Origin of the sequence: Cupriavidus nantongensis, from assembly GCF_001598055.1 — a bacterium.
GTDB classification, from domain to species: domain Bacteria; phylum Pseudomonadota; class Gammaproteobacteria; order Burkholderiales; family Burkholderiaceae; genus Cupriavidus; species Cupriavidus nantongensis.
On sequence record NZ_CP014844.1, the window covers coordinates 570,417 to 590,765 of the forward strand.

17 protein-coding genes are annotated in these 20,349 nt (G+C 70.1%); 10 read left to right on the forward strand and 7 right to left on the reverse strand.

From position 1 onward, the window contains the following. Positions 1 to 198 precede the first annotated feature (198 nt). From A2G96_RS02580 to A2G96_RS02590, 3 genes are all read right to left on the reverse strand, one after another. Positions 199 to 1,524: a sigma-54-dependent transcriptional regulator gene (locus A2G96_RS02580; protein ID WP_062796507.1), complete on the reverse strand. Its 1,326-nt coding sequence runs from the start codon at positions 1,522 to 1,524 to the stop codon at positions 199 to 201. Between the two features lie 8 nt (positions 1,525 to 1,532). After that, a complete protein-coding gene (locus A2G96_RS02585) occupies positions 1,533 to 3,539 on the reverse strand; it encodes a sensor histidine kinase (RefSeq protein ID WP_062796509.1) in 2,007 nt (668 codons plus the stop codon). Between the two features lie 79 nt (positions 3,540 to 3,618). After that, positions 3,619 to 4,920 carry a dicarboxylate/amino acid:cation symporter gene (locus A2G96_RS02590; protein ID WP_062796512.1) on the reverse strand — a complete coding sequence of 434 codons (1,302 nt, stop codon included), beginning with the start codon at positions 4,918 to 4,920 and terminating at the stop codon, positions 3,619 to 3,621. A 390-nt stretch (positions 4,921 to 5,310) separates the two neighbouring features. Here A2G96_RS02590 and A2G96_RS02595 point away from each other — a divergent pair, with 390 nt between their 5' ends. From A2G96_RS02595 to A2G96_RS02615, 5 genes are all read left to right on the forward strand, one after another. After that, positions 5,311 to 5,631: a (2Fe-2S) ferredoxin domain-containing protein gene (locus A2G96_RS02595; RefSeq protein ID WP_012351580.1), complete on the forward strand. Its 321-nt coding sequence runs from the start codon at positions 5,311 to 5,313 to the stop codon at positions 5,629 to 5,631. A 154-nt stretch (positions 5,632 to 5,785) separates the two neighbouring features. Then, the gene (locus tag A2G96_RS02600) at positions 5,786 to 6,427 is read left to right on the forward strand and encodes an alpha/beta hydrolase (protein WP_012351581.1); all 642 of its coding nucleotides are present in this window, start codon (positions 5,786 to 5,788) and stop codon (positions 6,425 to 6,427) included. 63 nt (positions 6,428 to 6,490) lie between these two features. Then, complete coding sequence (locus A2G96_RS02605) at positions 6,491 to 7,690, forward strand: D-alanyl-D-alanine carboxypeptidase family protein (RefSeq protein ID WP_062796514.1); 1,200 nt, start codon at positions 6,491 to 6,493, stop codon at positions 7,688 to 7,690. Between the two features lie 61 nt (positions 7,691 to 7,751). Then, a complete protein-coding gene (locus tag A2G96_RS02610) occupies positions 7,752 to 8,060 on the forward strand; it encodes an HP0495 family protein (RefSeq protein ID WP_062796517.1) in 309 nt (102 codons plus the stop codon). 210 nt (positions 8,061 to 8,270) lie between these two features. Continuing rightward, positions 8,271 to 9,467 carry a class I SAM-dependent rRNA methyltransferase gene (locus A2G96_RS02615; protein WP_062796519.1) on the forward strand — a complete coding sequence of 399 codons (1,197 nt, stop codon included), beginning with the start codon at positions 8,271 to 8,273 and terminating at the stop codon, positions 9,465 to 9,467. Between the two features lie 195 nt (positions 9,468 to 9,662). Here the strand turns inward: A2G96_RS02615 and A2G96_RS02620 are convergent, their stop codons facing one another. The 3 genes from A2G96_RS02620 to A2G96_RS02630 form a co-directional block, all read right to left on the reverse strand. Continuing rightward, positions 9,663 to 11,771, reverse strand: a complete 2,109-nt coding sequence (locus A2G96_RS02620; RefSeq protein WP_062796521.1) for an ATP-dependent helicase — start codon at positions 11,769 to 11,771, stop codon at positions 9,663 to 9,665. Between the two features lie 154 nt (positions 11,772 to 11,925). Next, positions 11,926 to 12,459, reverse strand: a complete 534-nt coding sequence (locus tag A2G96_RS02625) for a TlpA disulfide reductase family protein (RefSeq protein WP_062796523.1) — start codon at positions 12,457 to 12,459, stop codon at positions 11,926 to 11,928. A gap of 134 nt (positions 12,460 to 12,593) precedes the next feature. Further along, a complete protein-coding gene (locus A2G96_RS02630; RefSeq protein ID WP_062802022.1) occupies positions 12,594 to 13,106 on the reverse strand; it encodes a thioredoxin fold domain-containing protein in 513 nt (170 codons plus the stop codon). 139 nt (positions 13,107 to 13,245) lie between these two features. Here A2G96_RS02630 and A2G96_RS02635 point away from each other — a divergent pair, with 139 nt between their 5' ends. From A2G96_RS02635 to A2G96_RS02645, 3 genes are all read left to right on the forward strand, one after another. Then, positions 13,246 to 13,848 (forward strand): hypothetical protein, encoded by a 603-nt coding sequence (locus A2G96_RS02635; RefSeq protein WP_062796525.1) that lies wholly within the window; start codon positions 13,246 to 13,248, stop codon positions 13,846 to 13,848. 79 nt (positions 13,849 to 13,927) lie between these two features. Continuing rightward, complete coding sequence (locus A2G96_RS02640; RefSeq protein WP_062796527.1) at positions 13,928 to 14,569, forward strand: LysE family transporter; 642 nt, start codon at positions 13,928 to 13,930, stop codon at positions 14,567 to 14,569. A gap of 77 nt (positions 14,570 to 14,646) precedes the next feature. Next, a complete protein-coding gene (locus tag A2G96_RS02645; RefSeq protein ID WP_062796529.1) occupies positions 14,647 to 14,835 on the forward strand; it encodes a hypothetical protein in 189 nt (62 codons plus the stop codon). Here the strand turns inward: A2G96_RS02645 and A2G96_RS02650 are convergent. Beyond that, a complete protein-coding gene (locus tag A2G96_RS02650) occupies positions 14,817 to 15,539 on the reverse strand; it encodes a GntR family transcriptional regulator (protein WP_062796531.1) in 723 nt (240 codons plus the stop codon). The genes A2G96_RS02645 and A2G96_RS02650 overlap by 19 nt on opposite strands. Before the next feature lie 386 nt (positions 15,540 to 15,925). On the opposite strand from A2G96_RS02650, the gene ptsP reads away from it, so the two are divergent. Together ptsP and nagE are read left to right on the forward strand one after the other, a co-directional pair. After that, entirely contained in the window at positions 15,926 to 18,526 is a 2,601-nt protein-coding gene (gene ptsP, locus A2G96_RS02655) for a phosphoenolpyruvate--protein phosphotransferase (RefSeq protein WP_062796533.1), read from the forward strand. 92 nt (positions 18,527 to 18,618) lie between these two features. Further along, positions 18,619 to 20,286: an N-acetylglucosamine-specific PTS transporter subunit IIBC gene (nagE, locus tag A2G96_RS02660; protein ID WP_062796535.1), complete on the forward strand. Its 1,668-nt coding sequence runs from the start codon at positions 18,619 to 18,621 to the stop codon at positions 20,284 to 20,286. Positions 20,287 to 20,349 lie beyond the last annotated feature (63 nt).

The following is a 20,349-nucleotide window of genomic DNA, read 5'->3' on the forward strand; positions in this document are numbered from 1 at the left end:
ATGTGTGGCGGGTGTGAAGCGGCGCGGCGGCGCTGCATCCGAACTCGACGCAGCAAAAAAACGCCCCGCATGCGCGGGGCCATCAATTACCACGAAGACTGATACACACGGCGGGCACCTGCCAATGCCGCAGCCGCATACGAAGCATAGGCTGCCAATGTGACGGCGCCGTGGCAGCGCGATGAAGCGCGCATGACATCAGAGCCCGTAGCGCTTGATCTTGTCGTAGAGCGTGGCCTTGCCCACCTGCAGCAGGTCCGCGGCCTGGCTGACCGCGCCGCCGGTGCGCGCCAGCGCGTCGGCAATCACGGCGCGCTCGAAGTGCTCCATGCGCTCGCGCAGCGGCGCGCCCTCGTCGGGGCCCGCCGCCTGCGCGCCGGCCTGGCCGCCCTCGGGCACGCCCAGCACCATGCGGTCGGCGGCATTGCGCAGCTCGCGCACGTTGCCCGGCCACGGGCGCTGGGCCAGCGCCTGGCGCTGCGCCTCGGACAGGATCGGCGCGGGCCGCTGGTAGCGCACCGCGGACACCAGCGAGAAATGCTCGAACAGCGGCACGATGTCCTCGCGCCGCTCGCGCAGCGGCGGCAGCGCGATGGTGACGACATTGAGCCGGTAATACAGGTCTTCGCGGAACGTGCCTTGCGCCACCAGCGCATCCATGTCGCCCTTGGCCGCGGCGACGATGCGCACGTCGATCTTCACCGAGGCATTCGACCCCAGCCGCTCCAGCGAGCCTTCCTGCAGCACGCGCAGCAGCTTGACCTGCAGCGCCAGCGGCATGCTTTCGATTTCGTCGAGAAACAGCGTGCCGCCCGACGCATGCTCGAGCTTGCCGATGCGGCGCTTGCCGGCACCGGTGAAGGCCCCGGCCTCGTGCCCGAACATCTCGCTTTCGAAGATGGCCTCGGGCACCGCGCCGCAGTTCAGTGCGATAAAAGGGCCTTCGGCGCGCCCGGACAGCGCGTGCAGGCTGCGCGCGACCAGTTCCTTGCCGGTGCCGGTCTCACCGTTGATCATCACCGGCACGTCGGTGGGCGCGACATTGGCCACCAGCGCGCGCACCTGCTCGATCGCGGGCGAGCGGCCGATGATGCGCGTGCCGGCGGCGGGCCCGGCCAGTTCGCGGCGCAGCGCCTGGTTTTCCAGTTCCAGCGCGCGCCGTTCGAGCGCGCGGCGCACGGTGTCGGTAAGGCGATCGGCGCCGAACGGCTTTTCGATGAAGTCATAGGCGCCTTCGCGCATCGCCTGCACCGCCATGGTGATGTCGCCGTGGCCGGTGACCAGGATCACCGGCACGCCGGGCGCGGCATTGCGGCAGTGCTGCAGCAGGTCCAGCCCGCTGGCGCCGGGCAGGCGCACGTCGGTCACCACCACGCCGGCAAAGGCGCCGTGCAGATGCGGGATCGCGGCCTCGGCCGAGGGCAGCGCCAGCACGCGGAAGCCGGCCAGCTCCAGGCTTTGCGCGGTGGCCTGCCGCACCAGCGGCTCGTCTTCGACAAACAGGACACGCAGACCGTCTTGCATGGCAGTACTCATGGTGACGCGGAAACCGAGGGCGCGGCATCGATGGCAGGCGCGCGCGCCAGCACCAGCGTGAACTGCGCGCCGCCGCCGGGTACGTTGGCGACGCTGAGCTGGCCGCCGAACTCGCGCACGATCGACGACGAGATCGCCAGCCCCAGGCCCAGGCCCTGGCCGGTTTCCTTGGTGGTGAAAAAAGGTTCGAACAGGCGCGGCAGCGCTTCCGGCGCGATGCCGGTGCCGTTGTCGCGCACGACGATGGTGACGGCGTGCTCGCCGGCCTGCACTTCCAGGTCGATGCGGCCTTGTGCCGGTGCGGGCGGCGCGGCCGCCGCGATGGCATCGAGCGCATTGCCGAGCAGGTTCAGCAGCACCTGTTCCAGCTTCAGCTCGTCGGCGCGCACGGCGAGGCCGGGCACGGCATCCAGGCCGGTGACGTGGATCGTGACCGCGCCCAGCCGCGGCGCCAGCAGCGCCAGCACATGGTCGACCGCCGCGCGCAGCGCCACCGGCCGCTGCACCGGGCGCGCCTTGCCGGCAAACAGCTTGAGCTGGCCGGTGATCTTGCCCATGCGCTCGGTCAGGTCGGCGATCGCCGTCAGGTTGCCTTCGGCCGCGTCCAGCTGGCCGCGCGCCAGCAGCACGCGGGTGTTGTCCGAAAACGTGCGCAGCGCCGCCAGCGGCTGGTTCAGCTCATGCGTGATGCCGGCCGCCATCTGCCCGAGCGCGGCCAGCTTGCTGGCCTGCACCAGCTCGTCCTGCGCCGCGCGCAGCTCGCTTTCGGCACGGGTGCGTTCGGCCACTTCGTCTTCCAGCTTCTCGTTGATCGCCATCAGGTCGGCAGTGCGGGCTTCGACGCGGCGCTCCAGCTGGTCGTACGCGGCCTCGAGCAAACGGCGGCTGTACTGCATGTCGCGCGCGCGCTGGCGGCGCTGGCGCCAGTTGACCAGCAGCAGGCAGATGCAGGCATAGGCCAGCGCCGCGGCCACGGTGGCGTTGCGGGCGTTGGCCAGCACTGGCTCCAGCGGCGCCATCACCTGCATGGTCCAGCCGGCCGGGCCCACGGTGCGGTTCAGCTCCAGGTAGCGGTCGGCGCGTTCGGCGCCGTCGGGCGCAAAGGTGGTGCGGCCGGCGGCGGCCTCGTCGCGCACGCGCACCAGGCGCGCGCCGTGCGCCAGCGTGGTGTCGGCCAGCCAGCGCGTGAGCGGCGACGCCAGCGGCTCCAGCGGCAGCGGCGTCACCGCGCGGCCGTGGTACTGGCGGGTCTGCTCGATCTCCGCGCGCAGCGCCGCCGGCAGCTGGCGCAGCGTGCGGTACTGCCACGCCGACACCGACGACAGGAAGATCACGCCGTGGTCGTCGCTGACCATCAGCGGTTCGGCGCCGCTGCCGGCGCGCTGGAACCACTCCAGGTTGAGCTTGACCACGGTCACGCCGATGACCTTGCCGCCCGACTCGATCGGCTGCGCGATGTAGTAGCCGGGCTCGTCGCTGGTGATGCCGATGGCGTAGAAGCGCCCCATCTTGCCGCCCGCGGCGGTCTGGAAGTAGGGGCGGAAGCGGTAGTCGGTGCCGACGAAGCTGCCGGGCTGGCCGTGGTTGCTGGCCGCCAGCGCGATGCCGTTGGCGGCGATCACGTAGGTGGCCGACGCATGCGCGCGCCGGTTGACCTCGGCCAGGTACTGGTTGGCGGCGGCGACGCGCTGCGCGTCGTCGGGGGCGGCGAGCAGCCCGCGCACGAACGGATGCAGCGACACCAGCGCGGGCAGGAACTCGTAGCGGTCGAGCGTGCTTTCGAGCGTGGCGGCGTAGCGGTCGGCGCGCGTCGCGGTGCCTTGCTGCAGGCTGGCCAGGCCGCGCTGGACCGAGACCAGCCAGGTCAGCGCGCACAGCAGCAGCAGGCCCGTGGCGAGGGCGACGGCAAAGCCCCACCAGCGCCCGCTGCCGGCCGCCGGCGCGTGCACCGGGCGGGTGGCGGCGGGATCATGCACGGCGAGAAAGTCGTCAGAGTGTGGCATCGGCGCGCGCGAGGGGTGTCGCGCCGATGATACCCGCTGGCGGGCGGCCAGGGCAGCCGCCCGCGCGGGCGCGGCCCAGTCAGACGGCGCCCTGGCCCGCTTCGGCAAGGTCTTCGGCATTGTCGCCGGCACCGTGCTGCAGCACGCGCGCCAGGCGCTTGCGGTCCAGCTCGCGTTCCCACGCCGACACCACCACCGTGGCGACGCCGTTGCCGATGATATTGGTCAGCGCGCGGCACTCGCTCATAAAGCGGTCGATGCCCAGGATCAGCACCATGCCCGCGACCGGGATGGTCGGCACCACCGCCAGCGTCGCCGCCAGCGTGATGAAGCCCGAGCCGGTCACGCCGCTGGCGCCCTTGGAGGTGATCATCGCCACCGCCAGGATGGTCAGCTGCTGCATCAGCGTCAGCTCGATGCCGGTGGCCTGCGCGATGAAGATCACCGCCATGGTCATGTAGATGTTGGTGCCATCGAGGTTGAACGAGTAGCCGGTCGGCACCACCAGGCCCACCACCGACTTGGAGCAGCCGAGCTTCTCCAGCTTTTCCATCATGTGCGGCAGCGCCGCCTCGGACGAGCTCGTGCCCAGCACGATCAGCAGCTCTTCCTTGATGTACGAGATAAAGCGCACGATGCTGAAGCCGGTCATGCGTGCGATCGTGCCCAGCACCACCAGCACGAACACGATGGCGGTGAAGTAGAAGGTGCCGATCAGCTTGAGCAGCGGCACCAGCGAGCCCAGGCCGTACTTGCCGATGGTGAACGCCATCGCGCCGAAGGCGCCGATCGGGGCCACCTTGGTGATCACATGGACGATGTGGAAGAACACCTTCGAGACCTGCTCGATCAGCTGCACCACGATGCGGGCGCGTTCGCCCAGCACGGCCAGCGCGGCGCCGAAGAACAGCGACACCAGCAGGATCTGCAGGATGTCGCCGTTGGCGAAGGCGCTGAACACGGTGTCGGGGATGATGTGCATCAGGAACTCGACCGTGCTCTGGCCGTGCGCCTTCGACACGTACTGGGCGATGGCCTTGGTGTCGAGCGTGGCGGGGTCGATATTGAAGCCCACGCCCGGCTTGAGCAGGTGCGCGGCGCCCAGCCCGATCAGCAGCGCGAAGGTCGACACCACCTCGAAGTACAGCAGCGCCTTGCCGCCGACCCGGCCGACCTTCTTCATGTCGCTCATGCCGGCAATGCCGGTGACCACGGTACAGAAGATGATCGGGCCGATGATCATCTTGATCAGCTTGATGAAGCCATCGCCCAGCGGCTTCATGGCGACGCCGGTGTCGGGCCAGAAGTGGCCGAGCAGGATGCCGATGCAGATGGCGCACAGGACCTGCACGTACAGGATCTTGTAGAAGGGTTTCCTCATGATGTCGTCCTCGGTGTTGACCGTACCCGGGCGGGTCCGCGCGGGCGCGCGCCGTCACGGTTGCGGCGCGTTCAGGGGCGGGAATTCGCAACCGGCATGCCAGTCCAACCGGTATTGCTAACTGGTTGATTCACAAGGAAAGGGGTGGCGGCCGGCGCGCGCGGGGCTCCGGGATTCCGGAATCCCGGACGGCGCGGCTCCGGCGATCCGGAATCGGCGGCGGGGATAGGGTGCGCGAGGCGCCACCTGCCAGCGGCATGAGGTGGACGGCGGTGCGCGCAAGGCTGCCGCATATCGCGGCCGGGCCCTCGCAACGCCGTATAATTCCGAGCTTCCGTTCAATGCCGTCCGGGCCGTGCCGCCGTCCGGGGCCGTCTTCACACCGTACGCATGCGCAGCTACTACCAGCACCACGTCTTTTTCTGCCTGAACCAGCGCGAGGCCGGCGAGAACTGCTGCGCCAACTACAACGCCAAGGCGATGCAGGAATACGCCAAGAAGCGCTGCAAGGAACTGGGCATCGCCGGCGGCGAAGGCCGCGTGCGCATCAACAAGGCGGGCTGCCTGAACCGCTGTGAACTCGGCCCGGTGCTGGTGGTCTACCCCGAGGCCATCTGGTACACCTATGTCGACGAGCATGACATCGATGAAATCATCGACAGCCACCTGCTCAAGGGCAAGCCGGTCGAGCGGCTGATGGTGGATCGCTGATGGTGGACCGCTGAACGAGAACGAAGTCCGCGGCGCTGCCGATGCCGCAGCGCCGATGCCAGACCCCGCCGCCCGCACGCCGGACGGTTTTTTCATTTTTTGTCCCGGGATTTCCGGGCCTGAGCCAGCCGGTTCATCGCCATCCTGACGCCCTATGAACGCGCATACCCAGGTACTTTCCATCGCCGGCCCCGTCGGCGCGATCGACGTGTCGGTGGACCTGCCGCAAGGCGAGCCCCGCGGCCTGGCGCTGGTGGCGCACCCGCATCCGCTGTTCGGCGGCACCAAGGACAACAAGGTCGCGCAGACGCTGGCACGTGCCTTCGTGCAGCTGGGCTATGCCACCGTGCGCCCCAACTTCCGCGGCGTCGGCGCGACCGCCGGCGAGCATGACAACGGCATCGGCGAACAGGACGACCTGCTCGCGGTGGCAGCGTGGATGCGCCAGCAGACCGCGTGGTCGGCGCAGGCCGCGACGCTGCCGCTGGCGCTGGGCGGGTTCTCGTTCGGCAGCTTCGTCAGCACCCATGTGGCGCGGCGCCTGGCCGAGGCCGGCACACCCGTGCAGCGCCTGGTGCTGGTCGGCACCGCCGCCAGCCGCTGGGAAGTCGCGCAGGTGCCGGCCGACACCATCGTCATCCATGGCGAGCAGGACGACACCGTGCCGCTGGCGAGCGTGTTCGACTGGGCCCGCCCGCAAGAGCTGCCGGTGATCGTGATCCCCGGCGCCGACCATTTCTTTCACCGCAAGCTGCACCTGATCAAGCAGCTCGTCGTCAATGCGTGGGACCGGTAAGGCCGGCACGCCCGCCATCCCGGAACTTCCCGCGCCACCTTCTTACCGTCGGAAAACAGAAACATGCTGAATCGAGCCACGACACGCCTTTCGTCCGCCTTTGCTCCCGCCGCCATCGCCGCCGCCATCGTGCTGGCTACCGCGCCTGCCGCCGTGCTGGCGCAGGGCGTGCCGATGCCGCAGGTCGCCGCCAAGTCGTGGATGCTGTATGACGTCACCAGCGGCCAGGCCCTGGCCTCGCAGAACGCCGATGCGCGCATCGAGCCGGCCTCGCTGACCAAGCTGATGACCGCCTACCTGGCGTTCGAGGCACTCAAGGAAAAGCGCCTGACGCTGGACCAGGCGGTGGTGCCGACCAACCTGGTGCTGAAGGTCAAAAGCGACGAGTCGCGCATGTTCATCGAGCCCAACAAGCCGGTCACGGTGCAGGACTTGCTGCTGGGCCTGATCGTGCAGTCGGGCAACGACGCCGCGCTGGCGCTGGCCGAGGCCGTCGGCGGCTCGGAAGAGGGCTTCGTCGCGATGATGAACCGCGAGGCCCAGCGCATGGGCATGAAGAACACCCACTTCACCAATACCGACGGCATCCCCGACCCCAACCACTACACCACCGCGGTCGACCTGGCGACGCTGACCACGCGCCTGATCAAGGACTTCCCCGAGTACTACAGCATGTACTCGCAGAAGGAGTTCACCTATAACAAGATCAGGCAGCCCAACCGCAACCGCCTGCTGTACATCGACTCGACCGTCGACGGCGTCAAGACCGGCCATACCAAGTCCGCCGGCTATTGCCTGATCTCGTCGGCCAAGCGGCCGCTGGCCAACGTGCCGGACGGCTCGCGCCGGCTGATCTCGATCGTGATCGGCACCACCACCGAACAGGTGCGCACCCAGGAAAGCCTGAAGATCCTCAACTACGGCTTCCAGTTCTTCGACACGCTGCGCCTGTACGACAAGGGCCAGGTGCTGGCCACGCCGGACATCTACAAGGGCAAGAGCGGCACGGTCAAGATCGGCGTGCAGAACGAGACCTTCGTCACCGTGCCCAAGGGCACCGGCGGGCGCCTGAAGCCGGTGCTGGAGCGCCAGGAACTGCTGATCGCGCCGATCTCGGCGGGCCAGCAGGTGGGCATGGTCAAGCTGATGGACGGCAACAACAAGGTGGCCGAATTCCCGGTGGTGGCGCTGGAAGAGGTGCCCGAGGCCGGCTTCTTCGGCCGCCTGTGGGACACCATCCGCCTGTGGTTCAAGCGCAAGTGACCTGAATGCGCGCGAGCCGGTGCGCCCCGCGGCGCGCCGGCCTCGCGCCGGAGAATCCGAGATGACGACCGACAACCAAGGCAGCGGCAACAAGCCCGGCGCGATCCCGCCGGAACAGTCGCTGATCGAATACCCGAGCCATTTCCCGATCAAGGTGATGGGCGCGATGCAGGACGGCTTTGCCGAGGCCATCGTCACGCTGGTGCAGGAGTTCGATCCCGACTTCCACGCCGGCAAGATGGAAATGCGCCCGTCGAGCAAGGGCAACTACCTGGGCCTGACCGTGACGGTATGGGTCACCAGCCGCGAGCAGCTCGACGACCTGTACCGGGCGCTGACTTCGCATCCGATGGTGAAGGTGGTGCTGTAACGCGCCGGCGTTTGTTCCCCGCTCTGTTTGCTCCCCTCTCCCGCGCGCGGGAGAGGGGCCGGGGGAGAGGGCAGGCGCGCGCATACTGACGCGCTTCACTCCGTCTGAAGCTTCTGCCCTCTCCCCCAACCCCTCTCCCGCAGGCGGGAGAGGGGAGCTTCCGCAGCCCTGGCAACGTTTCCGCTGTGGCATGCCAATTCCCATACCAACATGAACACCATCACCCTGAAACCCGGCAAGGAAAAATCCCTGCTGCGCCGCCACCCGTGGATCTATGCCACCGGCATTGCCACCACCGAAGGCCGCTGCGAGCCGGGCGCCACCGTGATCGTGCGCGCCGCCGACGGCCGTTTCCTGGCCAAGGCTGCCTACAGCCCCGAATCGCAGATCCGCGCGCGCGTGTGGACCTTCGACGAGAACGAGCCGGTCGACCACGCCCTGTTCAAGCGCCGCGTGGCCGCGGCCATTGCCTACCGGCGCCAGTGGGTGCAAGACAGCGACGCGGTGCGGCTGATCTTCGGCGAATCGGACCGGCTGCCGGGCCTGATCGTCGATTACTACGGCAACGGTGCCACGGGCCAGCTGGTGTGCCAGTTCAATTCCGCCGGGGTCGAGCACTGGAAGACCGCGATCGTCCAGGCGCTGGTCAAGGAGACCGGCTGCCCCAACGTCTATGAGCGCTCCGACGCCGCGGTGCGCCAGCGCGAGGGGCTGGAGCTGGTGACCGGCGTGCTCGCCGGCGCCGAGCCCGACCCGGCGCTGTCGGTGACCGAGCACGGCGTGCGCTATTACGTCGACGTGCGCAACGGGCACAAGACCGGCTTTTATGTCGACCAGCGCGACAACCGCAAGCTGGTCGGCGATCTCGCCGAAGGGCGCGAGGTGCTGAACTGCTTCTGCTATACCGGCGGCTTTTCGCTAGCCGCGCTGCGCGGCGGTGCCAAAGCGGTGACGTCGATCGATTCGTCCGGCGAGGCGCTGAAGATCGCCGCGGGCAACGTCACGCTGAACGGCTTCGATCCGGAGCGCGCGGCCTGGCTCGACGCCGACGTATTCAAGACGCTGCGCGAATTCCGCGCCGAGGGCCGCCAGTTCGACCTGATCGTGCTGGACCCGCCCAAGTTCGCGCCGTCGGCGCAGCATATCGACCGCGCCGCGCGCGCGTACAAGGAAATCAACCTCGTCGGCACGCAGCTGCTGCGGCCGGGCGGGCTGCTGTTCACGTACTCATGCTCGGGGGCGATCAGCATGGAACTGTTCCAGAAGATCGTGGCGGGGGCGGTGACCGATGCGCGGGCGGATGCGCGCATCCTTCGCAGGCTGTCGGCGGGCACGGATCATCCGATGCTGGCGGCGTTTCCGGAAGGGGAGTATTTGAAAGGGTTGCTGCTGGAGAAGGTGGCCTGAGCTGAAGCAAACGAGCGGCGATGAGCTAAAGCCAACCGCTTGTTTGCTCCCCTCTCCCGCTTGCGGGAGAGGGGCGGGGGTGAGGGCAGGAGCCCCCACGGAGTCAGACCTATCGTGCTTGCCACACGCCGGCCCTCTCCCCCAACCCCTCTCCCGCGCGCGGGAGAGGGGAGCACACCGCGGGAACGTTGCACCTCACCGCCACATATTCCGCATCCGCCCAGCCAGATCCACCGGCGCCAACGCCGGTTTGACCGGCCCTTCCCCCGGCATCGGCGGCGGCGGCCACGAGCGGCTGTAGAAGTTGGGCATCACCTTGTTCGGCAAGAACCGCGTGCGCGATGCATACACATGCCGGTCGCCGAAGCCCACCTGCTGGTGCACATAGAACCGCTGCGGCACGATCACGTCGAGGTGGTCCTTCGCTCGCGTCATCGCCACATACAGCAGCCGCCGCTCTTCCTCGATCTCTTCGGTGGTGCCGGTGGCCAGGTCGCTCGGCATGCAGCCGTCGACGGCATTCAGCACGTACACCGCCTTCCACTCCTGGCCCTTGGCCGAATGGATGGTCGACAGGATCAGGTAGTCCTCGTCGCGCGACGGCACGCCGGATTCATCGCTCGAGGCACTGGGCGGGTCCAGCGTCAGCTCGGTCAGGAAGCGCTCGCGCGCGCCATAGGTGGCGGCGATGCGCTCGAGCTGCTGCAGGTCGGCCTGGCGCGCGGGGGCATCGTCGTGCAGGCGTTCGAGGTGCGGCGTGTACCAGGCCAGCACCTGCTCGAATTCCGACGGCCACGGCGAGGTCGGCGCCATCAGCGCGCGCGCCAGCCCCAGCAGGTCGGCCCATGCCGGCGCGGCGGCCGGCGGCGGCTCGAATTCCTGCAGCGAGAACAGCGGCTCGGTCGCCAGCGCCATGGCATCGAGCACGCGCGCCGCGGTCTTGGGGCCGATGCCGGGCAGCAGCTGCAGCGTGCGGAAGCCTGCCATGCGGTCGCGCGGGTTCTCCAGCCAGCGCACCACCGCCAGCACGTCCTTGACGTGGGTCGATTCCAGGAACTTGAGGCCGCCGAATTTCACGAACGGGATATTGCGCCGCGCCAGCTCGATCTCCAGCTGCGCGCTGTGGTCGGCGGCGCGGAACAGCACCGCCTGCGCCATCAGCGCCAGGCCGGCCTCGCGCCGCGCCAGCACCTGCTCGACCACGTAGCGGGCCTGGTCGGCCTCGTCGTTGACCACGATCACGCCCGGTTTTTCGGCCGACTGGCGCTCGGACCACAGGTCCTTGGTATAGCGCTCTGCCGCGAGTCCGATCACCGCGTTGGCGGCCTGCAGGATCGGCTGGGTCGAACGGTAGTTCTGCGACAGCGTGACCTGCTGCGCCGCTGGCGTGAACTGCGCGGGGAAATCGAGGATATTGCGCACGGTCGCGCCGCGAAAGGCGTAGATCGACTGCGCGTCGTCGCCGACCACGGTCAGGCCGCGGCCATCGGGCCGCATTGCCAGCAGGATCGACGCCTGCAGCGCGTTGGTGTCCTGGTATTCGTCGACCAGGATATGGTCGAAGCGCGCGCCCATGTCCTGCGCGATGGCGGGCTCGGCCATGGCCTGCGCCCAGTACAGCAGCAGGTCGTCGTAGTCGAGCACGTGCTGCTTCTGCTTGGCCTCGACATAGCCGGCGAACAGCGTGCGCAGCGCGTCGGCCCACATCGCATAGCGTGGGAACTGCTGCCTGAGCACGTCTTCCAGCGGCGCCTGGGTGTTGACCACGCGCGAATAGATCGACAGGCAGGTTTCCTTCTTCGGGAAGCGGCTGGCGGTCTCGGACAGGCCCAGGTCGTGGCGCACCACGTGCATCAGGTCGGCGGAATCGCCGCGGTCGCTGATGGTGAAGGCCGGCGACAGGCCAAGGGTCTCGGCATATTCGCGCAGCAGGCGCGCGCCGATGGCGTGGAAGGTGCCGGACCACTGCAGCGCGGCGCGCCCCGCGCCGGTACTGGTACCGAGCGCCTGGTCGACGATGCGTTCGACGCGCCGGCCCATCTCGGCGGCGGCGCGGCGCGAGAACGTCAGCAGCAGGATGCGGCGCGGATCGGCGCCGCCCAGCACCAGGTGCGCGACCCGGTGCGCCAGCGTATTGGTCTTGCCCGAGCCGGCGCCGGCAATGATCAGCAGCGGCGCCTCGCTGCCGTGCTCGACCGCGGCGCGCTGCTCCGGGTTGAGCCGGGACAGGTAGGCGGGGAGCGCTGCGGCGTCAGGTGGGATGGCTTCGGCGGCTTCGGCGGCGGGGGCAAGGTCCAGGGTCACGGGCGGGGGCGGGCAGGAAAGGCTCGGAAATGACTGGCGCCAACTGTATATCCATACAGCCCGCCGGCGCAACCCGCCGCGCGCAGGATCGCGTCAGCAAAGAAAAAAAAGGTGCTCGATGAGCACCTTTTGTCGTCTGTTCGCAGCGCGGATGTTACACAGACTTTGCCAGCGCGCCGTCGAGCAGCTTGTGCAGCGCGTCCCATTCGGGCTCGCCGACATAGCGCTTCAGGATGCGGCCTTCCTTGTCGATCACGAAGGTGGTCGGCGTCAGCCCCACATTGCCGAAGGCCTTGGCCGCGCTGCCGTCGCTGTCCATCGCCACCTTGAACGGCAGCCCGCGGGTCTTGGCAAAGTTCATCACATACATGGGCGGGTCGTAGTTCATCGCCACCGCAACGAATTCCAGCCCCTTGCCCTTGAACTGCTCGTAGGTCTTGACCATGTCCGGCATCTCCTTGATGCAGGTGGCGCAGCTGGTGGCCCAGAAGTTGACCAGGTAGACCTTGCCCTTGAGGTCGGCGGTGCTGACCTTTTCGCCGGACAGCAGCGTGAAGGTGGCGGCCGGCGCGGTACCGGACGGCGACAGCGCGCGGTAGCCGAACCAGCCCAGCAGCGCCAGCACCACCACGGCGGCGACGATGGGCCAGGGCTTGCGGGAAGTCTTGGAGGCAGGGGTAGTGGTCATCGGAGTCCGGCTGAAGCCGCTTTATTCGTGCAGGTAGAACCGGACAGGGCCGGTCAGCAGTGGGACATTCTAATGCGGCAGGCGTTCGCGCGCTGTGCGGTACCGCCTTGCGGCCATGCGCTGGAACTGTTCCGTCACTTGCGCGCGGCGACGGCGGCGCGCGCCTGCGCCAGCGCCTGTTCCAGGTAGGCGCCGTAGAAGTCGGGCTGCATGCCGCGCAGCGGGCCGGCTGCGGCGCGGCCGTGGCGGTCCAGGAACAGCACCGTCGGCGCCACCCTGACCTGGTGCGCGCGGGCCCAGGCGCGCGCGGTGGTGGGGTTGCCATCGGCATCGCGCAGCGGGGTGTCGGCGGTCATGTCGAGCTCGCGCACGGCGATCTCGCCGGCGGCCGCCTGCGGGCCCAGGTAGTTGCGGCGCACCGCGTCGCAATAGCCGCAGCCCGGCATCGACACCAGCACCACCAGCGGCTCGCCGCGGCGCGCGGCGTCGGCGCCGTGGGCGGCGAGATCGGTGGCCGGCGGCAGGTGCGCAGGGCTGGCGGCGCACACGCCGGCGACGCCGGCCATCGCCGCCAATAGCGCGCCCGCGGCCAGCCAGTGCAGACGGGTGCAGGCGGCAGCGGTTCGGGCGAGGCGGGATACAGGCATGGCAGATGTGGGGCGGCACAGGTGGGACAGGCGGCGCGGCAAGCACTGGCGCGCTGCTTCCGGGATAATACCGGTTTCCGCGCGCCGGCGACCGCGCTCGCGCGCGCCGTCCCGAGCCTGTGCTTCCATCCCGTTTTCCATGCGTCCCGTGCCGCCCCCGCCGAGCCCCGCTGCCGCGCCCCGCTGGTCCCTGACATGCTGTGCCGCGCTGCTTGCGCTGGCCCTGTGCGCGTGTTCGCCGCGCTATGACTGGCGCACCATCCAGTCGGGCGAGGGCGGCTACGCCGCGCTCTATCCCGGCAAGCCGACCAGCGCCGCGCGCGACGTGACCATTGCCGGACGCAAGCTGCCGATGACGATGGAGGCCGCGCGCGTCGACGACACGCTCTTCGCCGTCGGCGTGGTGACCCTGCCCGCCGATGATGAAGCGCTGCGGCGCGAGGCGCTGGCGGCGATGCAGGCGGGCTTGCTGGCCAACCTGGGCACGCTGTCGGGCGAGCCGCGCACGCGGCCGGTCACCATCATGAGCGCGGAGCGGCCGGGCCGCCCGCTCGCCGGACTGGAGCTGCAGGCCAGCGGCGTGTCGCCGCAGGACCAGTCGCCGCGCCGGCTCAGCGCGCGGCTGGTGGCGGTGGGCACGCGCGCCTTCCAGGCGGTGGTGCTGGAATCCGGCGAGGCCGCGCGTGATGCGCGCCAGGCCGAACAGGTCGAGCAGTTCCTGGGCGGGTTCCACCCGCTCTGACGCGCCGCGGCGCCGCAATGAATCACAGATGCCGGGGCGATGCGCCGTCCCGCATGGTTGCAGTCAAAGGAGAATCGCAATGCGTTGGGAAGTCTGGTTGGCCTATTTCGCCGCGTGCTGGGTGATCGCGGTGTCGCCGGGATCGGGCGCGGTGCTGTCGATGAGCCATGGCCTGTCGTACGGGCTGCGCCGGACCACCACCACCATCTTCGGCCTACAGGCCGGGCTGGTGATCGTGCTGCTGGTGGCCGGCGGCGGGCTGGGCGCGCTGCTGCTGGCGTCGGAGCAGGCCTTCATGGTGGTCAAGAAGGTCGGCGCGCTGTACCTGATCTATCTCGGCATCCAGCAATGGCGTGCCAGGGTTGAACCGAGTGCCGAGCACGATGGCGGGCCGGCGCGCGTGGCCGTGATGAGCCGGCGCCGACGCTTCGCCACTGGCCTGCTGACCAATGTGACCAACCCCAAGGGCATCATCTTCATGGTCGCGGTGCTGCCGCAGTTCATCGACCCGAACCGGCCGCTGGCGCTTCAACTGGCCATCCTGGCCGCCACCATGTGCTGCGTCGACCTGGTGGTGATGCATGGCTACGCGCTGCTGGCGTCGCGCATGCAGGGGCTGTTCCGCAATGCGCGCGCGGTGCTGTGGCAGAACCGGTTTTTCGGCAGCGTGCTGATGGCGGTGGGCGCGGCGCTGTTCTTCGTGCGCCGCCAGCACGCCTGAGCGGCACGGCACCCGCACTGGCATGCGCGGGCGGGGTTTGCTTCAATGAGGAGGAAACCCCGCCACGGAGTCCCCGCATGTCTGCCTCGCTGAACCCGATTGCCGGTGCGCGCCTGCTGCCGCGCCATACCGTGCCCCCGGTGGAAGAGCCCGCGCCGCCGGGCGTGCCGCCCGACCTGCCGCTGTCGCCCGAGGACGATCCGCCCCCGCCGCCGGTGGAACCGCCGGTGGCCGGCGCCGGCGGGCGCTATTGCTTCAGCTCGTAGAAGTCGTTCAGGCAGTAGGCGTCGGTCAGCTCGACCGGCTTGTCGCCATGGGTGTAGCCGGTGCGGCGGATATGCAGCAGCGGCTCGCCCGGCCCGATGCCCAGGCGCGCGGCCAGTTCCGCGTTGGCAACCACCGCGCGCAGCGTCTCGGTGACGCGCAGCACCGGCTTGCCGATCCGCTCCAGGTAGGCGTAGAGCGATTCGCCGATGGCGCTGGCGTCGGGCAGCACGGCCAGCGCCAGCGTGGTCACATCCATCCAGTAGATCTGCCCGTCAGCCTTGCGCAGCCGCGTCAGCCTGACGATCTCGTCGCCTTCGGGCAGCGCCAGTTCCGCGCTTTCCTGCGCGGTGGCGCGGCGCCGCTCGAATGCCACCAGCTCGCTTGCCGGCGTCATGCCGCGGCGGCGCGCCAGCTCGCTGAAGTTGTCCAGCCGCGCCGGCCGGGGCTCGGTGCGCGGGGCGATAAAGGTGCCCGCGCCGCGGCTGCGCGTGATGGTGCCTTCGTCGGCCAGCACCTGCAGCGCGCGCCGCGCGGTGACGCGTGAAATCCCCAGCGAATCGACCAGCGTGCGCTCCGACGGCAGCGCATCGCCCACGCGCCATTGCCCCGCCTGGATGGCGGCGGTGAGCTTGCGCGCCACCTGCAGGTAGATCGGCGTGGCGTCCGCCTCATCCGGCCTGAGGGCCTGCAGCCGTTGATCCATGCGAATCCTCGTAGGTACCAAAATTTGGTGTCGATGATACCACTTTAGGACATCTGGCGGCCTTGCGGGTCAAGCGGATGGCCCGGGTGATGCAGACGCTATGCGCACGGTTTCCGTCAATTGGTATTGCAAAGGTTGGCACTGGTAGAGCGCCTGCACTAGCCGCACGAATTGCTGAAAAAGCCCATTTTTCACGGCTTCTGCGATGAATCAAACTTCTGCCTGACAGCGCCGTGTGATACTGCGTGCGCGCGCTCGATGGATACCAATTAGATACCTTATACTTGTATTGGTTTGTACTGGTTTTAATGTTGTCTTGAGCCGTTTATCTTTCCCCTGACCTGGCGCCGGCGCATTCCGCAACCGGCCGCGAATCTGGAAGCAGAATGGCTGAGACGAGCGAAACCCTGTTGCTGCTGGCGCCGTTGCGCGGCGTGCTGCTGCCGCTTGCGGCGGTGCCCGATCCGGTCTTTGCCGAAGGCTTGTTTGGCGAAGGCGTGGCCATCGATCCGCTGGGCGATACCCTCGTGGCGCCCTGCGACGGCGTGGTGCTGCACCTGGCCGCGACCGGGCACGCGCTGACGCTGCAGGCGCCGTGCGGCGCGCAGGTGCTGCTGCATGTCGGCATCGACACCGTGTCGTTGCGCGGCGAAGGCTTTGCGCCTTGCGTGGCGCAGGGCACCGTGGTGCGCCAGGGCGACCCGCTGATCCGCTTCGATGCCGATCGCGTGGCGCGCCAGGCACGCAGCCTGGTGACGGTGATGGCAGTGGCCCACGGCATTGGCTTCGCCGTTGCCGACCGCACCGATGCCGGCCTGGCCGAGGCGGGCCGCACCGTGGTGCTGCGGGTGCGCGCGGCGGGCCCGGCGCAAGCCGCCACGCCTGCTCCGCAAGCCGATGTCCCCGACGTCCCCAATGTCACCCCCGCGGCCACGCTGCGGCGCACGCTTACGCTGGCCTGCGCCGGCGGCCTGCATGCGCGCCCGGCCGCACGCGCGCGCGCGGCCATGCACGGGCTGGATGCCACGGTGACGCTGCACTATGGCGGTCGCCAGGCCAGCCTGGCGAGCCTGGTGGCGCTGCTGGCGCTGTCCGCCGACGAAGGCGCGACGGTGGAGCTGGCCGCCAGCGGGCGCGATGCCGGCGCCGCGCTGGATGCGGTGGCGCGCGAGCTGCAGCGCACCGATGCCGGCGAAGCGCACGCGGTGTTCCCCGTCGGCGCGGCGCCGGCGGCGGCTGCGCCGGACGGCGAACTGCCGCCTGGCTGCATCGCCGGCGTGGCCGCCGCGCCGGGCATCGCCATCGGCCCGCTGCATTGGTGGCGCGACGCGGCGCCCGAGCCGGACCCGGCCGGCCAGGGCGTGGCCGCGGAGCGCGCCGCCCTGCGTGCCGCGCTGGCCGCGGTCGATGCGCAGCTGGCGCGCGACAGCGCGGCCGCCAGTGCGCGCCAGGATCCCGCCGGGGCCGGCATTTTCGCCATGCACCGCGCGCTGCTGGAAGACCCGGCGCTGCGGGCCGCGGCCGATGCCCTGGTCGACGCCGGCAACAGCGCCGGCTTTGCCTGGCGCGAAGCCACCCGCGCCGAAGCCGCGACGCTGTCCGCCATGGCCGACCGCCGCGCCGCCGACCGTGCCGCCGACGTGCTCGACCTGGGCAAGCGCGTGCTGCGCGTGCTGGCCGGCAATCATGGTGGCGCCGAGCGCGCGGCCGGCGCGGCCGCTGGCTTGCCGCCAGCCGACGGCGGGCAACCGGTGGTGCTCGCCGCCGACGAATTCACCCCTTCCGACCTGGCCGGGCTGGAGCGCAGCCGCGTCGCCGCGCTGGCGATGGTGCGCGGCGGCCCGACCTCGCACGCCGCCATCCTGGCGCGCCAGGCGGGCATCCCGTGCCTGGTGGCGCTGGGCAGCGCGCTGGAGCGCCTGCCCGATGGCACGCCGGTCATCGCCGACGGCGACCGCGCGCGCCTGCAAGCCAACCCGGATCAAGCGCTGCTCGCCGCCGCCGCCAGCAGCGCCAGGCTGCGCGCGCACCAGCGCCAGGCCGAGCTGCGCGCCGCGCACGCGCCGGCCGGCACGCGCGACGGCGTGCACATCGAAGTGGCGGCCAATATCGGCAGCGTCGACGACGCGCGCCAGGCAGTCGCGCATGGCGCCGACGCGGTGGGCCTGCTGCGCACCGAACTGCTGTTCCTGCATGGCGCCGCCGCGCCCACCGTCGCCGACCACACCGCCAGCTGCCAGGCCGTCGTCGATGCGCTGGATGGCCGCAGCGCGATCGTGCGCACGCTGGATATCGGCGGCGACAAGGAGGCCGCCTGGCTGCGCCTGCCGGCCGAGGACAACCCCGCGCTGGGGCTGCGCGGCGTGCGCCTGGCGCAGGCCTGCCCGCAACTGCTGGACGACCAGTTGCGCGGCCTGCTGGCGGTGCGCACGCAGGCGCCGCTGCGCATCCTGCTGCCGATGGTCAGCGAGGTCGGCGAGCTGCTGCACTGGCGCGCGCGCATCCGCACGCTCGCGGCCGAAGCCGGTGCCGATGCCGGCATCGAGGTCGGCGTGATGATCGAGGTGCCGGCCGCCGCGCTGCTGGCCGGGCAGCTGGCCGAGCACGCCGACTTCTTCTCGATCGGCACCAACGACCTGACCCAGTACACGCTGGCGATGGACCGCTGCCAGCCGGAACTGGCGGCGCGCATGGACGGGCTGCATCCCGCGGTGCTGCGCCTGATTGCCGCCACCACCGAGGGCGCCGCGTGCCACGGGCGTTGGGTGGGCGTGTGCGGCGCGCTCGCGGGCGATCCGCTGGCGGTGCCGGTGCTGCTGGGGCTGGGTGTGACCGAGCTGTCGGTCGACGCCGGGCTGGTGCCGGCCACCAAGGCGCGGGTCCGCACGCTGGCGCATGCGGACTGCCGCCAGCGCGCCGCCGGCCTGCTGCGGCTGCCTTCGGCCGCGGCGGTGCGCGACGCGTGCCGGCAGTACTGGCCGGCCTGAGCGCCCCCGGCCGCCCACCCCGACCCGATCCACCCGACCCGATCCACCCGACCCACGCGTGCGATGCACGCACCGCTTCGAGGAGAACGCCAATGAAGATCGACCTGCTGCCCAGGGTGCAACGCCTGGGCGCCACGCTGATGCTGCCGATCGCCGTGCTGCCGGTGGCGGGCCTGCTGCTGCGCCTGGGCCAGCCCGACGTTTTCGACATCCGCGTGATGGCCGAGGCCGGCAACGCGGTCTTTGCCAACCTGCCGCTGCTGTTCGCGATCGGCGTGGCGGTGGGCTTTGCGCGCGACAACAACGGCGCCGCGGCGCTCGCCGGCGCCATCGGCTACCTGGTGCTGACCACGGTGATGAAAACTGCCGACGCGTCGCTCGACATGGGCGTGCTGGCCGGCATCGTCGCCGGCGCGCTCGCCGGCAGCCTCTACAACCGCTACCGCGGCATCACGCTGCCGCCTTACCTGGGCTTCTTTGCCGGCAAGCGCTTCGTGCCCATCGCCACCGCGCTGGCGTGCCTGCTGCTGGGCATCGTGCTGGCCTATGCGTGGGCGCCGGTGCAGGCCGGCATCAACCTTGCCGGGGCGTGGCTGACCACTGCCGGTTCCGCCGGCGCGTTCGTGTTCGGGCTGCTGAACCGGCTGTTGCTGGTGACCGGGCTGCACCACCTGATCAATACGCTGGCGTGGTTCGTGTTCGGCAACTATGCCGACCCCGCCACCGGCGCGATGGTGGCGGGCGACCTGCACCGCTATTTCGCCGGCGACCCCGGCGCGGGCCTGTTCATGACCGGCTTTTTCCCGGTGATGATGTTCGGCCTGCCGGCGGCCTGCCTGGCGATGTACCACGAGACCCCGCGGCCGCGGCGCGCACTGGTGGGCGGCATGCTGTTCTCGATGGCGCTGACCTCGTTCCTGACCGGCATCACCGAGCCGATCGAGTTCAGCTTTATGTTCCTGGCGCCGATGCTGTACGCGCTGCATGCGCTGCTGACCGGCCTGTCGATGGCGCTGTGCCACCTGCTCGATATCCGTCTGGGCTTCACCTTCTCGGCGGGCGCGATCGACTACGTGCTGGGCTATGGCCTGTCCAGCCGCGGCTGGCTGGCTCTGCCGCTGGGGCTGGCGTATGCGCTGGTCTACTACGGCCTGTTCCGCTGTTTCATCCGCCGCTTCAACCTGCCGACCCCGGGCCGCGACGAGGCCGCGCCCGCGGCGCCGGCCGACGCCGCGGCGCAGCGCGCCGGCGCCAGCGTGGCGCAACGCTATGTCGAGGCGCTCGGCGGCGCCGCCAACCTGGTCGTGGTCGATGCCTGCACCACGCGGCTGCGGCTGAACGTGGCCGATATCGGCGCGGTGTCCGAGCCGCAGCTCAAGGCGCTGGGCGTGCGCGGCGTGCTCAGGCGCCCGCCCAACGTGGTGCAGGTGGTGATCGGCCCGCAGGCCGAGCAGGTGGCGGGCGAGATCCGGGACGTGCTGCAGCACGCCGCGCAAGCCCCGGCCGCCGCGGCCGGCGGCTTCGATCCCGGCTGGTGGATCGACGCGCTCGGCGGCGCGGCCAATATCGCCGCGGTCAGCGTGGTGGCGCTGACGCGGCTGCGCGTGGTGGTGCGCGAGCGCGCCCGGGTGCAGGCCGCGCGCCTGGAAGGCAGCCCGCTGATGTGGGTGGACGACGACACCGCGCATATCGCCTTCGGCCATGCGGCAGACGGCTACGCGGCCGCGCTGCAGGGGGCCCTGCAAGCCCGGCCCGACTGACCCCCGCCGCCGCAGCCGTGCGGCTGCGGTCGATCCCGCCACCGGCCAGAACGCGACGGCGGC

Coding starts and splice junctions, on each gene's coding strand:
- A2G96_RS02580 (WP_062796507.1), bottom strand. CDS start 1,524: ATGCAAGACGGTCTGCGTGTCCTGTTTGTCGAAGACGAGCCGCTGGTG.
- A2G96_RS02585 (WP_062796509.1), bottom strand. CDS start 3,539: ATGCCACACTCTGACGACTTTCTCGCCGTGCATGATCCCGCCGCCACC.
- A2G96_RS02590 (WP_062796512.1), bottom strand. CDS start 4,920: ATGAGGAAACCCTTCTACAAGATCCTGTACGTGCAGGTCCTGTGCGCC.
- A2G96_RS02595 (WP_012351580.1), top strand. CDS start 5,311: ATGCGCAGCTACTACCAGCACCACGTCTTTTTCTGCCTGAACCAGCGC.
- A2G96_RS02600 (WP_012351581.1), top strand. CDS start 5,786: ATGAACGCGCATACCCAGGTACTTTCCATCGCCGGCCCCGTCGGCGCG.
- A2G96_RS02605 (WP_062796514.1), top strand. CDS start 6,491: ATGCTGAATCGAGCCACGACACGCCTTTCGTCCGCCTTTGCTCCCGCC.
- A2G96_RS02610 (WP_062796517.1), top strand. CDS start 7,752: ATGACGACCGACAACCAAGGCAGCGGCAACAAGCCCGGCGCGATCCCG.
- A2G96_RS02615 (WP_062796519.1), top strand. CDS start 8,271: ATGAACACCATCACCCTGAAACCCGGCAAGGAAAAATCCCTGCTGCGC.
- A2G96_RS02625 (WP_062796523.1), bottom strand. CDS start 12,459: ATGACCACTACCCCTGCCTCCAAGACTTCCCGCAAGCCCTGGCCCATC.
- A2G96_RS02630 (WP_062802022.1), bottom strand. CDS start 13,106: ATGCCTGTATCCCGCCTCGCCCGAACCGCTGCCGCCTGCACCCGTCTG.
- A2G96_RS02635 (WP_062796525.1), top strand. CDS start 13,246: ATGCGTCCCGTGCCGCCCCCGCCGAGCCCCGCTGCCGCGCCCCGCTGG.
- A2G96_RS02640 (WP_062796527.1), top strand. CDS start 13,928: ATGCGTTGGGAAGTCTGGTTGGCCTATTTCGCCGCGTGCTGGGTGATC.
- A2G96_RS02645 (WP_062796529.1), top strand. CDS start 14,647: ATGTCTGCCTCGCTGAACCCGATTGCCGGTGCGCGCCTGCTGCCGCGC.
- A2G96_RS02650 (WP_062796531.1), bottom strand. CDS start 15,539: ATGGATCAACGGCTGCAGGCCCTCAGGCCGGATGAGGCGGACGCCACG.
- ptsP (WP_062796533.1), top strand. CDS start 15,926: ATGGCTGAGACGAGCGAAACCCTGTTGCTGCTGGCGCCGTTGCGCGGC.
- nagE (WP_062796535.1), top strand. CDS start 18,619: ATGAAGATCGACCTGCTGCCCAGGGTGCAACGCCTGGGCGCCACGCTG.